Source organism: Ruminococcus sp. CAG:379, from assembly GCF_000434255.1.
In the GTDB taxonomy this organism is placed as follows: domain Bacteria; phylum Bacillota; class Clostridia; order Oscillospirales; family Ruminococcaceae; genus Ruminococcus_F; species Ruminococcus_F champanellensis.
Genome location: NZ_FR894805.1, coordinates 22,332 through 36,973, shown reverse-complemented (window position 1 = coordinate 36,973; position 14,642 = coordinate 22,332). Strand labels below are relative to the sequence as shown.

The window sequence follows — 14,642 nt, the reverse complement described above, 5'->3', positions numbered from 1 at the left end:
CGGATTCTTCGTTACGGCAGGGAGGAGAATCCCCGGGCACGTGCATTGGCACTGGCACAGCGGTTTTCCCTGGATGGTCTGGAGCTTGGCATGGAACTGACGGAGCTTCTGGCGGAAACCGGGGAGAGCCTGTCCGCCCTGCTGGCACAGCTGCCGCCCCTGTATACTACCCGGCGGCTGATGGAGGCAGGGGACAGCGCCCGTCAGCTGCTGCAGCGTGTCTGTGGGGATCCCCGGGGCGGCGTGCTGCAGGAGAACGCCCAGGGGGCAGTCCGGGTGCTGCCGGAAGGGCGGGAGAGCCTGCTGTTGTATGCGGCATCCTCTGACATGGAAACTGCACAGGAACTATGCGGACAGGCAGAGGCGTTTCTGAGGGGATACTGCTGAATCTCCCGAAAACCCACAGATCTTTGTGCATTGTCTGAAAAAATGCCCTTGACATTTTGTGCGATTTGGCGTATAATTAGCCTGTCTAATTATACGCTTGGGCAGGATGCCCGGCGATGCATTCTGGAATCAAAGGCGAGAACGCCTATTTAGAACCTGTCTGTTTCTGGCAGGTTCATACATACATACCCGGACAATGACGCAGCATTGACTATGCAGCGGCGGGAGGATGTGGAACTCCCGTCGCTTTGATGTTTTGACGATTGCGGCTGATTCAACGAAATCGAAGGAGTAATACATGCAGACCGCCCTGCCGGAGCCATGGAGGGCTGCTCTGCCGGACAGCTCCGCCCCGTTTTGTGCGGAGCTGTTCCCTTGTACCATCTTTCTGCGTGTTGTGCCGGGAACAACAGGAAGGCAGTACTGCATAGGAACTGTGCGGTGCAGCCGGAAAGAGAGGTTAAATGTGAACAATGAAAATCAGAAGCGCTTTGTACGTCCGAAGCGTGAAAGTGGAGCAGTGCCTCAGCAGGGACAGAACGGGCAGAAGCAGGGAGGCAGAAAGCCGGCAGGCCGGAACCCCCAGAAGCTGGGCGTAAAGCCCCCGAAGGCAAATAAGCCCCAGCAGGAGCAGTTGCTGCCGGTGCAGCAGGCTGCCCACAAGTCAAAGAACCAGAAAAAGCCGAAGGAACTGCGGAAGACCCCTGTACGGATCATTCCTCTGGGCGGTCTGAACGAGATCGGCAAGAACCTGACCGTGGTGGAGTGCGCCAACGACATGTTCCTGATCGACTGCGGCCTTGCGTTTCCGGATTCGGATATGCTGGGCGTGGATATCGTCATCCCGGACTTTACCTACCTGGAGCGGAATGTTGACAAGCTCCGGGGCGTGGTGCTGACCCATGGTCACGAGGATCACATCGGCGGACTTGCATACCTGCTCAAGAAGATCAACATTCCCGTATACGGTACCCAGTTGACCCTGGCGCTGGTGGAGGGAAAGCTCCGGGAGCACCGGCTCCTGGGCAAGGTGAAGCTGAACGTGGTAAAGCCTCGGCAGACTGTGAAATTCGGCTGCATGGCAGTGGAGTTCATCCGGGTGAACCACAGCATCCCGGACGCAGTGGGCATGGCGATCCATACCCCTGCCGGTGTGATCGTACACACCGGTGACTTCAAGGTGGATTATACCCCCATCAACGGAGAGATCATTGACCTGGCACGGTTTGCGGAGCTGGGCAGCAAGGGCGTACTGGCGCTGCTGTCCGATTCCACCAATGCAGAGCGGCCGGGCTTTACCCCTTCGGAGCGGACGGTGGGTGAATCCTTTGAAAAGCTCTTTGCCAAGGCAGAGGGCAAGCGGATCATCATTGCCACCTTCTCCTCCAACATTCACCGGGTGCAGCAGATCATCGACTGCGCCGCCCGGTACGGCAGAAAGGTTGCCATCTTCGGCAGAAGCATGGTGAACGTTATGACCGTTGCCATTGAGTTGGGGTATCTGACCGTGCCCAAGGGCATCATCATCGACATCGATATGATGAACCGGTACGAAAGCGAGCGGATCGTGCTCATCACCACCGGCAGCCAGGGAGAACCCATGTCCGCCCTGACCCGGATGGCAATGAACGACCACAAGAAGGTGACCATCACCCCCCAGGACTTCATCATCATTTCCGCCACTCCCATTCCCGGCAATGAAAAGACCGTGACCAAGGTGGTCAATGAGCTGATGAAATGCGGGGCTGAAGTGGTCTACGAGCGCATGTACGAGGTGCATGTGTCCGGTCACGCCTGCCAGGAGGAAACCAAGCTGATCCTGGCGCTGACCAAGCCCAAGTTCTATATGCCGGTGCACGGGGAATACAAGCACTTCAAGAAGCAGAAGCAGCTGGCGATGGATATGGGCATTCCCAAGGAAAATATCATCATCGGGGACATCGGCAACGTGATCGAGACCGATGGCGTGGATATGAAGATCGTGTCCCAGGTGCCTGCGGGCAGAGTCATGGTGGACGGTCTTGGCGTGGGGGACGTTGGCTCCATTGTGCTGCGTGATAGAAAGCATCTGGCAGAGGATGGTCTGATCATTGTAACAGTGGTCATCGACAAGTCCATCGGAGAAGTGGTGGCAGGGCCGGATATGATCTCCCGGGGCTTTGTGTATGTGCGGGAGTCCGAACAGCTGATGGATGAGGCACGGAACCTGTTGAGTCACACCCTGGCAAGCTGTACGCCCCAGGATTTCCGGGAGTGGAATTCCATGAAGACCAAGCTGCGGGATGCGCTGTCCGACTTTATTTTCTCCAAGACCAAGCGCAGTCCCATGATCCTGCCGATCATTTCAGAGATTCACTGATGCATCCGGGCATGATCCGGCATGCAGCAAAGGAGGCGTGAGAAATGCGGGAAAAGCGACCGGTATGGTTCTGTATAACGGTGGGTCTGCTGCTGTGTTCGGCTGGCTATGCCGCCTATGGGCTGCATGGCTATGATACGGAACGGTTCTGGCTGTCCGTTGTGCTGCTGTTTGTTTCGGCTGTTTTGTTCCTGATTTCTTTTTTCCTGTTTTCCGAGCGGAATATCCGCTTTATTGCCACACTGAACGATGAGCTTGCCGCTGCGGAGCATGAAACCATGTTCTCCCTGCCAGTGCCCACCGTCATCCTGGACGACAGCGGGCTGATCCTCTGGTACAACCTGCTGTTCGGCAGGGATATTCTGGAGAATGACGATGTGTTCGGTCTGCGGATCGGGGAGGTGCTGGATCTGGATCTGCCCAGCCTGCTGGAAACCGGCAGCGGCTGCGTCCATTACTGCGACAAGCAGTACGAAATCAGTGTGACCACCTGTACCCGGAATGACCGGAATCTGCATCTGCTGTGCTTTACGGATGTGACGGACTATGCCGCACTGCAGGACACCTTCCTCAATACCCGTCCCACCGTCATGCTGCTGGTGATCGATAATTACGAGGACGTGCTGCAAAACGCAAAGGAAAGCGAAAAAGCCACCGTGTTCGTTGCCATTGAGCAGATGCTGGAGCGGTTTATGGCGCCTACCACCGGTGTGCTCCGGAAGCTGTCCAGCGACCGGTTTGTGGCAGTGGTGGAGGAACAGCATTTGCAGCAGATGATCCGGGGCAAGTTCCGGATTCTGGACGATGCCCGTACCATTACGGTAGGGGAGCGGTACGCCATTACCCTGTCTATCGGCGTGGGGCACGGGGCATCCACCCTGGAGGAAAGCGAGGCATTTGCCAAGCAGGCGCTGGATATGGCGCTGGGCAGAGGGGGCGACCAGGTTGCCCTGAAAACCGAGAACGGCTATAAATTCTTCGGGGGCGTGTCCAAGGGCGTGGAGAAAAAATCCCGGGCAAAGACCCGGATCATTGCCAACGCCATGCAGGAGCTGATACATACCTGTGACCGGGTCATGATCATGGGACACCGGTATGGGGATCTGGATTCCATCGGCTCTGCCATTGGTCTGGCTGGCGCCATCCTGCAGAGCGGCAAGCCTGCACATGTGGTGGTGGATCGGCAGACCACCTTAGCCGAGGTGCTGATCGACCGGATGGAGGCGGAGGATATCCACCTGACCATTGACGTGCCCACAGCGCTGACCCAGATGACCGAGCAGACCCTGCTGATCGTGGTGGATACCCACAGCAAGGATTTTGTGGAAAGCGTGGATCTGTACCAGAATGCCCGGCAGGTGGTGGTCATTGACCATCACCGGAAGATCGTGAACTTTATCGACAATGCGGTGATCTTCTACCACGAGCCATATGCTTCCTCGGCGGCGGAGCTGGTGACGGAGCTGCTGCAGCATTTCCGGAATACGGAGCATCTGAATCCTGCCTATGCGGATGTGCTGCTGGCGGGGATTATGCTGGACACCAAGAATTTTGTCATGCGCACCGGGGTGCGTACCTTTGAAGCGGCTGCGTATCTGCGAAAAATGGGCGCAGACACCATTGCCGTCAGACAGTTTTTCTCCAGTTCCATCGAAACCTATCAGCACCGGGCACACCTGGTGTCCCAGGCGGAGCTGTACCACCACTGTGCCATTGCAGTGGCGGATGAGGTTTTCAACGACATCAAGCTGGTGGCACCCCAGGCGGCGGACGAGCTGCTGGGGATTCGCTCCGTGGCAGCGTCCTTTGTGCTGTACAGTCTGAACGGAGAGGTGAACATTTCCGCCCGTTCCATGGGCAGCATGAATGTACAGGTTGTGATGGAAAAGCTGGGGGGCGGCGGGCACCAGACTATGGCTGCCACCCAGATTCCCGATATTACCGTTGCTGAGGCGAAGCAGCAGCTGCTGCAGGTGCTTGCTGAGGAATTTGCCCAGCCGGAGCAAAGCAAGTAGAAAGGAAGATTCAGATGAAGGTTATTTTAACAAAGGATGTAAAGGGAACCGGCAAGGCCGGGGACGTAAAGGAAGTGGCAGACGGCTTCGCAAGAAACTTTCTGATCGGCAAAGGACTCGCCCTGGAGGCAACCGCCAAGAACCTGAGTGATCTTGCCGGGAAGAAGGCAAGCCAGCAGCATAAAATTGACGTGGAAAAGCAGAACGCCCGGGAGATTGCCGAAAAGATCAACGGCAAGACCGTTACCGTCCATGCCAAGGCGGGGGCAAACGGCAAGCTGTTTGGCGCAGTGACCGCTGCTCAGATCGCAGAGCAGATTGCTGCCCAGTATGGCTGCACTGTGGACAAGAAGCGGATCAATCTCAAGAGCGATATCAAGAACTACGGCGAATACGAGGCGGAGATCCGGCTCTACACCGGTATCGGCGCAAAGGTGACTGTTTCTGTGGTAGAAGCAAACTGACATTGAAAGCAGGGGATTGTCATGAATCAGCTCGAGCAGGGAGGCTTTTCGGAGAAAGAGCTGCCCTACAGCATTGAGGCAGAGCAGTCCATTCTGGGTGCCATTCTGGTCAACAGCGATGTGCTGCCTACGGTGGTGGATCTTATCAGCCCGGAATGCTTTTACAATGAGCAGCACCGGCAGCTGTACGGCATCATGCTGCGGCTGTTCACCAGCGGCTCCCAGGCTGACGTTGTGGTGGTGCTCAACGAGGCGCTGCAGGTTCGGATCTTTGAAAACGCCCAGGAGGGCAGAAAATATCTTGCCGCTCTGGTGGATCAGATGCCCTCTGTGTCCAATGTGGCAAGCTACTGCAAAATCGTTGCGGAAAAGTATTACATCCGTTCTCTCGCCTATGTGGCACAGGAGGTGCTGGATCGGGTGGCGGATGGCGGCGATGATGCCCAGACCTTGCTGGACTGGTCGGAGCAGAAGATCTTCGATATCCGCCAGGGCAAGGATGTACGGGGTCTGATCCCCATCAGCGAGGTTATCGTAGAGGCATACGACACCATCGGCAAAATGGCAGGGCCGGATCGGGAAAAGTACATCGGTGCCCGTACCGGTTTTTCCATGCTGGATGCCATTACCTCCGGTCTGAACAAATCCGATCTGATTTTGATCGCAGCCCGTCCTGCCATGGGTAAAACCGCCTTTGCGCTGAATATCGCCACCAACGTGGCACGGCATTCCGACAAGGAGGTCGCCATCTTCTCTTTGGAAATGTCCATGGAGCAGCTTGCCACCCGTATGCTTTCTACGGAGGCGTTGGTGGATTCCAACAAGCTGCGCAGCGGCAAGATCAGCTCCGACGACTGGGTGCGGCTTGCGTCCAGTGCCAATTATCTGAGCGGCATGGGCATTTATCTGGATGAATGCTCCGGCGTCACCGTGCCTCAGATCAAGGCAAAGCTGCGGCGGATGAAAAACGTGGGACTGGTGGTCATCGACTATTTGCAGCTGATGGATTCCGCCACCAAATCCGACAACCGTGTGCTTGTGATCTCCGAAATCACCCGGCAGTTGAAAATTATGGCAAAGGAACTGGACATTCCGGTGCTGCTGCTGTCCCAGCTGAACCGAGGGGTGGAGAGCCGGCCGGACAAGCGCCCTATGCTGTCCGACCTGCGTGAATCCGGTTCCATCGAGCAGGATGCGGACATTGTCATGTTTCTGTACCGGGACGCTTATTATAATAAGGAAAGTGAGCGCCCCAACATCAGCGAATGCATCGTGGCGAAGAACCGTCACGGAGAAACCGGCACGGTGGAACTGATCTGGGATGGTCAGTACACCCGGTTCTCCAACCCGGAGCGCTGACATGCTGCACTGCATGATGGAAACCATCCATCGGTATGCTATGGTGCAGCCGGGGGATACGGTAACGGTGGCGCTGTCCGGCGGGGCAGACAGTACGGCGCTGCTGCTGGGATTGCTTGCGTTGCGGGAACAGCTTGGCATCAGTCTTCGGGCAGTGCATGTGAATCACCATCTTCGTGGGGCGGAAAGCGACCGGGATGCTGCCTTCTGTGCACAGCTTTGTGAGAAACGGCAGGTGCCCTTTTTCCTTGGCACATGCGATGTGGCGACCTATGCGGCACAGCGGAAGCATACCTCCTGCGAAATGGCGGCACGGGAGCTGCGGTATGCCAAGCTGGAAGCGCTATGCCCTCCCGGCTCCAAAATCGCCACTGCCCACACCGCTTCTGACAATACGGAAACGGTACTGGAGCGGCTCACCCGGGGTACCGGGCTTGCAGGGCTGTGCGGCATTCCTCCCGTCCGGGGCAGGATCATCCGACCGTTGCTGTATGTCACCCGACCACAGATCCTGGGATTTTTGGCACAGCAGCATCAAAGCTATGTGACGGACAGTACCAATGCCCAGGACGCATTTTTCCGGAACCGACTGCGGCATCATGTGCTGCCGGTGCTGCGGCAGCAGAATCCAGCAGTGGATCGGACGGTGGGCGTCATGACCCGGATTCTGTCGGATGAGCAGCAGTATCTGGAGCAGCAGGCGCAGGATGCCTTTGACCGATGCTTTGACCCGGCGCAGAACAGCCTGTCCGGCCTGCAAAATCTGCATCCTGCCATGGAGCGCCGGGTGCTGGCACTGTTTTTGCAGCGGTGCGGCGTGGAGGTTTCCGCAGTGCGGATCGCCCGGGTGGAGCAGCTGCTGCAAACCGGCGGCAAGCAAAATATTGCTGCCGGGGTTTATCTGACCGCAGATCAGGGTATGCTGAAATGGGAGCATGCACAAGCGCCGTCACCCGCTGTGGGAGAGATGGTTTTACAAATCGGGGAAAACCGGCTGATGCCCGGACGGATCTGCATGGCTCGACTGGAAAAGATAAATCAAGTGACAAGTAATTGCAATGTTCACAGTAAATTCACAAATGCCACTTTGGATTATGATAAAATAAAAGGGACGGCTGTACTGCGCGGCAGAAAGCAGGGGAATTCCATCCGCCTTGCAGGCAGGGATTTTACCAAGTCGGTAAAAAAACTGCTTCAGGAGAAGGTGCCGGTGCAGCAGCGGTCCAAGCTGCATTATCTTCAGGATGATGCGGGGCTGATCTGGATTGAGGGGATCGGAATTTCAGCCCGTGTACAGCCGGATGCCGGCACACAGCAGCTGCTGACGCTGACCGTATCCGATGGCTGAATTTTACTGGACCTTAGGTCCGACAAGGAGTGAATGGATTGACACCTGGAAGAAATAGAGGCGCCCTGGCGTATATCCTGATCGCAGTGATGCTGGTGGTTTCTGTATTCGTGATCATGCCCATGCTGTCCAAGTCCGGCAAGAGCACGAAATACTCCGAGATCATTGCATACTTTGACGATTATCAGGTCACTAGCTATACATTGGATCTTGGCACAGGGGAACTGGAATTTACCGTAAAGGATTCCAAGGACAAGAAGAAGTACACTGTGCCCAACGTGAGCCTGTTTCTGGATGATACGGACAACTACCGGCAGGAATACAACAAGCAGAACCCGGATGCGCCCCTGGAGCAGGATTACTACAAGATCAAGGACAGCTCCTGGTTGTTGACAGTGATCCCCACTGTTGTGATGCTTGGCATGGGTATTTTCCTGATCGTGTTTATGTTCCGGCAGAACGGAGGCGGCAGGTATTCTGCCTTTGGAAAGGCAAATATCAAAGCGCAGTCCCAGCACGGCAAGAAGGCAACCTTTAAGGACGTTGCCGGTGCGGACGAGGAAAAGCACGAGCTGGAGGAAGTGGTGGACTTCCTGAAAAACCCCAAGAAATACACCGAGATCGGTGCCCGGATTCCCAAGGGCGTGTTGCTGCTTGGCCCTCCCGGTACCGGTAAGACTTTGCTTGCCCGGGCAGTTGCCGGGGAGGCGGGGTGTCCCTTCTTCCCGATTTCCGGCTCGGATTTCGTGGAAATGTTCGTGGGCGTGGGTGCATCCCGTGTCCGTGATCTGTTTGAACAGGCAAAGAAGCATTCTCCCTCCATCATCTTTATCGATGAGATCGACGCAGTGGGCAGGCACAGAGGTGCCGGTCTGGGCGGCGGTCATGATGAGCGGGAGCAGACCCTGAACCAGCTGCTGGTGGAGATGGACGGCTTTACCGCCAATGACAGCGTGATCGTTATTGCTGCCACCAACCGCCGGGATATTCTGGATCCGGCACTGCTGCGTCCCGGTCGGTTTGACCGACAGATCGTGGTGGGGTATCCGGATGTGAAGGGTCGTGAGGAGATCCTCCGGGTACATGCCAAGAACAAGCCTCTGGGACCGGATGTGAATCTGAAAACCATTGCCAGAACCACCCAGGGCTTTACCGGTGCGGATCTGGAGAATCTGTTGAATGAGGCGGCGCTGCTGGCAGCCCGTGCCAACAGAAAAGCCATCATTGAATCGGATATTGAGGAAGCCTCCTTCAAGGTTATGGCTGGGCCGGAAAAGAAGTCTCGGCTTGTGACCGAAAGCGACAAGAAGATCACCGCATACCATGAGGCTGGGCATGCCATTGCCACCTATAACCTGGAAACTACCGATAAGGTACACCAGGTCAGCGTCATTCAGCGTGGTATGGCAGCCGGTCTTACCTGGACTCGTCCCCAGAGCGACGACAGCCACGTTTCCCGCCGCAAGATGCAGGAGGAGCTGATCGTGTTCCTGGGAGGCCGTGTGGCAGAATCCCTGATGCTGGATGATATCTGCACCGGGGCGTCCAATGACATTGAGCGTGCTACCAAAATGGCACGGGATATGGTGACCAAGTACGGATTCTCCGAAAAGCTTGGACCTGTGGGCTATGCCTCCGAACAGGATGAGGTATTCCTGGGCAGGGACTACGGGCATACCCATACCTATAGCGAGACTGTGGCGGCGGAAATCGACGAGGAAGTACGCCGGATCATGGAGGATGCTTACGCCAAGTGTGAAAAGATTCTGACCGATCATCGGGATCAGCTGGAATGCCTGGCGCAGTATCTGCTCAAGTATGAGAAGATCGACGGGGAAGACTTTGAAAAGCTGATGCATGGCGAGCTGGTCACACCGCCGGATGCGCCGGAGGAGGATAAGCCGGAAACAACTTTTGATCCGACCAACGAGAATCCGACGCCTGAGGCATAAGAAACGAATCACAGGCTATGGAGTGTTCCATAGCCTGTTTTTGTAAGGAGGAGAACTATGGTACTGGACGTACAGGGACTGTCCAAGCAGTATTCCAAGGTGCTGGCAGCCGACCAGGTGTCGTTTCAGATCGGGGAGGGGGAGATCTTTGCCCTGATCGGCCCCAACGGCGCCGGCAAGACCACCACCATCCGCATGATCGCCACTCTGCTGCAGCCCACCGGCGGTGACGCTGTTGTTTCCGGGCATAGTGTGTGCAGGGAGCCGGCGAAGGTGCGGGAATGCATTACGTATCTTCCGGATGAGGCTGGGGCATACAAAACCATGACCGGCAAGGCGTATCTGAAATTCATGGCAAGCATTTTCACCACCGACCGGAAACAGGCGGATGCCTGCGTGCAGCGTGCCATGGCAATGTGCGGCCTGGGGGATCGGCTCAACGAAAAGATCGGTACCTACTCCCGGGGTATGATCCGGAAGCTGCTGCTGTCCCGGGCGGTGATGACCCGTCCCAAGCTGGCAATCCTGGACGAGCCAACCAGCGGTCTGGATGTAATCAACGCTCTGGAGATCCGGAAGATGATCCTGCAGCTTGCCCGGGACGAGGGCATGAGCTTTCTGCTGTCCTCTCACAATATGCTGGAGATCGAGTATGTATCCGACCGGGTGGGCATCATTTCCGGCGGGCATCTGATGGTCACCGGAAAGCCGGAGGAGCTGAAGACCCGGTATGGTGCGGCAAATCTGGAGGAAGTATTTGAAAGGGTGGTGCTGCAGCATGAAGTTCATTAGTCTGTTGAAAAAAGAGCTGCGGGAATTGCTCACCGCGCAGCTTGTGGTCGTGCTGGTGGTTACCGCCGGTATGATGTTTATGATCGGGCAGATTCTCAGCAACGTGGTGCAGGATGCTGCCAAGGAAAGCGGCTCCCTGCATATCTGCGACCAGGACGACACGGATCTGACCCGGAGTCTCATCCAACAGCTGAAAGTCCTGGGCTATGAGGTGGATACGGTGGAGATCACCGGGGAGGATCGGGCAGCCACCATGTCCCGGCTGGAGCTTTCCTCCCTGATTATTCTGCCGGAGGGCTTTACGGATGAGTTGCTTCATGGAACCGATCCGGCACAGGTGGAAACCGTCAGCGTGCTGAAAAATGCCTCCATGGTCAGCAGTGCCGGGGATCCGCTTGCCGGGGGGCTTCAGTCCATTCGCACCATTCTCACCCAGGTTTTGATGGAGCAGTCCGGTATGACCCAGGAACAGGCTGCCAAAGCCATGCAGCCCTTTGGAACGAAGGAAATCACGGTGGTGCGTGACAAAAGCGCCCAGATCAACAGTTCCACCCTGGTGGGTTTTTTGTCCATGCAGAACATGCTGATTCCCATTGTGGTGTTCATGCTGGTAATGTACACCTCCCAGATGATCATTGGTGCCATTTCCACCGAGAAAATTGACAAGACCCTGGAAACTCTGCTGTCTGCACCCGTATCCCGTTTGTCGGTGATTCTGGCGAAAATGCTGGCGGCAGCCATTGTAGCACTGCTGAATGCGGTGGTGTACATGCTGGGCTTTACCGGATACCTGTCCTCCATGCTGTCCCAGTCCATTGGGGATGCCTCCCTGGGGGAAGTGGTGGGGCAGGCGCAGACCATGGACGATGTTATGACCCAGCTTGGGGTCAATATGACCGCAGGCAGTTACCTGCTGGTAGGACTGCAAATGTTCCTGACTATTCTTGTGACCCTGTCCGTGTCCATCATTCTGGGGGCACTGGTGAACGATGCCAAGTCCGCCCAGTCCGTGCTGATGCCCATTATGGTGCTTGCCATGATTCCCTATCTGATTTCCATGATGACGGATATCCAGTCCCTGTCCCCGGTTGTCCGGACGCTGCTGTACGCCATTCCCTTTACCCATACCTTTTCGGCTATGAGCAACGTCATGTTCGGGAATATGACCCTGTACTGGATCGGGGCAGGCTATCAGTTAGCAGTGTTTCTGATCTGCATCACCATCGCCCTGCGGCTGTTTACCTCCGACCGGATTTTTACCATGTCCATCAACTTTGGTGCAAAGAAAAAATTCAGTCGCTCCAAGGGTTGATTCCTTCCGGCATCCGTTCTGGGTGCCGGTTTTTGCTTGTCAAACAGCCCGGGCTGTGGTATAATAAAAATAATACCACACATTTTTTGCGGTGTTGCCTAGGTCGTGTTGATACGAAGCCTAACAACGCATCTTTGCGGCAAAATTTCACGCATTCTGCGTTAAAAAGTCTTGACAGGCGACAGCCTGCCTGCGACTTTTTGCCTTGTCTACGTAAAATTTATGCTCGAAAATCTGCATATTATCTTAGTGTCAACACTCCCTAAAAGATATTACGGCAATGGAGAGAAAAGCATGCTGGTTAGCTTATCGAATATTCATAAATACTACAACGGCAGGGAGATTCTGCACGGCGTGAACCTGACCATCAACGAAGGGGAGCGTATCGGTCTGGTGGGCGCCAATGGCTGCGGCAAGACCACCTTTCTGCGGATCCTCACCGGAAAGGAGGAACCGGATCGCTTTGTTGAGGACGATGGGGTGATCTCCCGTGCCTCCAAAACCACGGTGGGCTACCTGGAGCAGATGGGGGGGCTGGAGCGCAGCAGTACGGTGTATGCGGAAATGCGCAGCGTCTTTGCGGATGTATTGCAGGCGGCAGACCGGATGCGAGAGCTGGAGGCGCAGATGCACGGCGCTCTGGATGTAGTGTCCGAAGAATACAGCCGGCTTACCGCCTTTTTTGAAAGTCAGGATGGGTATCTGATCGACGTGAAGATCAAGACCGTCCTCAACGGTATGGGCTTTGGGGAGGATACCTATGACCGGGTCATTTCCAGCTTCAGCGGTGGAGAAAAGACCCGGCTTGCCATTGCCAAGCTGCTGCTGGAGGAGCCGAACCTTTTGATTCTGGATGAGCCTACCAACCATCTGGATTTCCAGACGGTGCTGTGGCTGGAGGAGTACCTGAAGGATTACAAGGGATCACTGCTGATCGTATCCCACGACCGGTATTTCCTGGACAAGCTGTGTACCTCCATCTGTGAGATCGAGCGGGGGCATCTGACCCGGTACAAGGGAAATTATACCACATTTACCCGACTCAAGGCGGAGGCGGTCGCCCGGCAGCTGAAGGAATACGAAGCCCAGCAGAAGGAAATCGCCAAGCTGGAGGATTATGTTGCCCGGAATATTGTCCGTGCTACCACTGCAAAAAGCGCTCAGAGCCGGGTGAAGGCACTGGAACGGATGGAGCGGATCGAAAAGCCGGTGATGCCCCAGAAGGCGGCAAAGCTCCGGTTCACCTATGAAACCGAGCCGCCCTTTGATCTGCTGCAGGTGCAGAATATTGACGTAACCGTAGGCATCGGAGAACAGAAGCGCACCCTGGTAGATTCCCTGTCCTTTGAGGTGAAGCGAGGGGAGAAGATCGGCATCATCGGGGAGAACGGCATCGGGAAATCCACCCTGTTGAAGGTGCTGCTGGGAAAGCTGCCCCATCGTGGGAATGTACACTGGACAAGCAACGTAAAGCTGTCCTATTTTGAGCAGGAAAGCACCCAGCTGAATCCGAACAACACGGTGATCGATGAACTGCACGACCGGTATCCCACCATGACGGATCTGGAGATCCGGAGTCTGCTGGGGCAGGTGCGCATGACCGGGGAGAATGTGTTCAAGCAGATCGGGGTCATCAGCGGCGGCGAGCGTGCAAAGGTGTGCTTTGCCCTGATGATGCTGGAGCATGGCAATGTGTTGATCCTGGACGAGCCTACCAACCATCTGGATCTGACCACAAAAGAAGTGCTGGAGGAGGCGCTGGCGGCATACACCGGCACCATCCTGTTCGTGTCCCATGACCGGTACCTTCTGAACCGGATCTCCGACAAGATCCTGGAGATCACCCCCCATCAGGCGGAGCTGTTCCCCGGCAATTTCGACAGTTACCTGGCGGTACATCAGCAGCGGGAGCTGCTTGCGCAGCAGGAGGCGGATGCCCAGAAGCAGCGCCGTGCAGCGGAGGAGGCAAAGGAGCGGGGCACCAAGGTTTACCGCACCAAGGAGCAGCGGAGCCGGGAGGCGCAGCGCCGGAACCGGATCCGAACTCTGGAGCAGGAGATCGATGCGCTGGAGCAGCAGCAACAGCAGCTTCAGGAGCAGATCGGCACAGAGGAGGTCTGTGCGGACTACAAGCGCATGCAGCAGCTTTGCAACCAGATCGAACAGGTCAAGGGACAGATGGAGGAGAAATTTGAGGAATTGATGCTGTTGGAGGAGGAAGCGTAGGCAATGCTGGCGGCTTTCTCCCGGGTCTGCGTATTTTTTTCAAAAAGTGCTTGACAAACGGCGCACTTTGTGATAAAATAGTATTCGTTGGTTGATTGCATTCGCTGCGGGTGTAGTTCAATGGTAGAATGCCAGCCTTCCAAGCTGGTTACGTGGGTTCGATTCCCATCACCCGCTCCACATGCGCCTTTAACTCAGCTGGATAGAGTAACTGCCTTCTAAGCAGTAAGCCATTGGTTCGAGTCCAATAAGGCGCGCCAATTGATAATAAGGGTGCAAGTCCCTGTTATATAATCCGATGGTGGGTATAGCTTAGTTGGTTAAAGCGTCGGATTGTGGTCCCGAAGACCGTGGGTTCGAATCCCACTACCCACCCCACCAAAAAAAGCCTTCCGATTGATTCGGAAGGCTTTTTCGTTGTATGCGCA

10 protein-coding genes and 3 tRNA genes are annotated in these 14,642 nt (G+C 55.9%); all 13 read left to right on the top strand.

Annotation, left to right across the window (positions count from 1 at the left end; all coding sequences use genetic code 11):
* A partial coding sequence (locus QVO51_RS00660) for a hypothetical protein (RefSeq protein WP_288167669.1) occupies positions 1-387 on the top strand: 387 nt, incomplete at its 5' end.
* 298 nt (positions 388-685) lie between these two features.
* Positions 686-2,746: a ribonuclease J gene (locus QVO51_RS00655; RefSeq protein ID WP_022356809.1), complete on the top strand. Its 2,061-nt coding sequence runs from the start codon at positions 686-688 to the stop codon at positions 2,744-2,746.
* A 44-nt stretch (positions 2,747-2,790) separates the two neighbouring features.
* Entirely contained in the window at positions 2,791-4,761 is a 1,971-nt protein-coding gene (locus tag QVO51_RS00650) for a DHH family phosphoesterase (RefSeq protein WP_022356808.1), read from the top strand.
* Positions 4,762-4,775: 14 nt separating this feature from the next.
* Complete coding sequence (rplI, locus tag QVO51_RS00645; RefSeq protein ID WP_022356807.1) at positions 4,776-5,225, top strand: 50S ribosomal protein L9; 450 nt, start codon at positions 4,776-4,778, stop codon at positions 5,223-5,225.
* Positions 5,226-5,246: 21 nt separating this feature from the next.
* Positions 5,247-6,584: a replicative DNA helicase gene (gene dnaB / locus QVO51_RS00640; protein WP_022356806.1), complete on the top strand. Its 1,338-nt coding sequence runs from the start codon at positions 5,247-5,249 to the stop codon at positions 6,582-6,584.
* A 1-nt stretch (position 6,585) separates the two neighbouring features.
* Positions 6,586-7,932, top strand: a complete 1,347-nt coding sequence (gene tilS / locus QVO51_RS00635) for a tRNA lysidine(34) synthetase TilS (protein ID WP_022356805.1) — start codon at positions 6,586-6,588, stop codon at positions 7,930-7,932.
* A 38-nt stretch (positions 7,933-7,970) separates the two neighbouring features.
* Positions 7,971-9,884 (top strand): ATP-dependent zinc metalloprotease FtsH, encoded by a 1,914-nt coding sequence (gene ftsH / locus QVO51_RS00630; RefSeq protein ID WP_022356804.1) that lies wholly within the window; start codon positions 7,971-7,973, stop codon positions 9,882-9,884.
* A gap of 57 nt (positions 9,885-9,941) precedes the next feature.
* Positions 9,942-10,676 (top strand): ABC transporter ATP-binding protein, encoded by a 735-nt coding sequence (locus tag QVO51_RS00625; protein WP_022356803.1) that lies wholly within the window; start codon positions 9,942-9,944, stop codon positions 10,674-10,676.
* On the top strand, positions 10,663-11,988 hold the full coding sequence (locus QVO51_RS00620) for an ABC transporter permease (RefSeq protein ID WP_022356802.1): 1,326 nt from the start codon (positions 10,663-10,665) through the stop codon (positions 11,986-11,988). The genes QVO51_RS00625 and QVO51_RS00620 overlap by 14 nt, the downstream gene beginning before the upstream one ends.
* A gap of 294 nt (positions 11,989-12,282) precedes the next feature.
* On the top strand, positions 12,283-14,214 hold the full coding sequence (locus QVO51_RS00615) for an ABC transporter ATP-binding protein (RefSeq protein WP_022356801.1): 1,932 nt from the start codon (positions 12,283-12,285) through the stop codon (positions 14,212-14,214).
* Positions 14,215-14,320: 106 nt separating this feature from the next.
* A tRNA-Gly gene (locus tag QVO51_RS00610) sits at positions 14,321-14,394 on the top strand.
* A 3-nt stretch (positions 14,395-14,397) separates the two neighbouring features.
* Positions 14,398-14,474: transfer RNA gene (locus tag QVO51_RS00605), tRNA-Arg, on the top strand.
* A 41-nt stretch (positions 14,475-14,515) separates the two neighbouring features.
* A tRNA-His gene (locus tag QVO51_RS00600) sits at positions 14,516-14,592 on the top strand.
* The last annotated feature ends 50 nt before the right edge of the window (positions 14,593-14,642 follow it).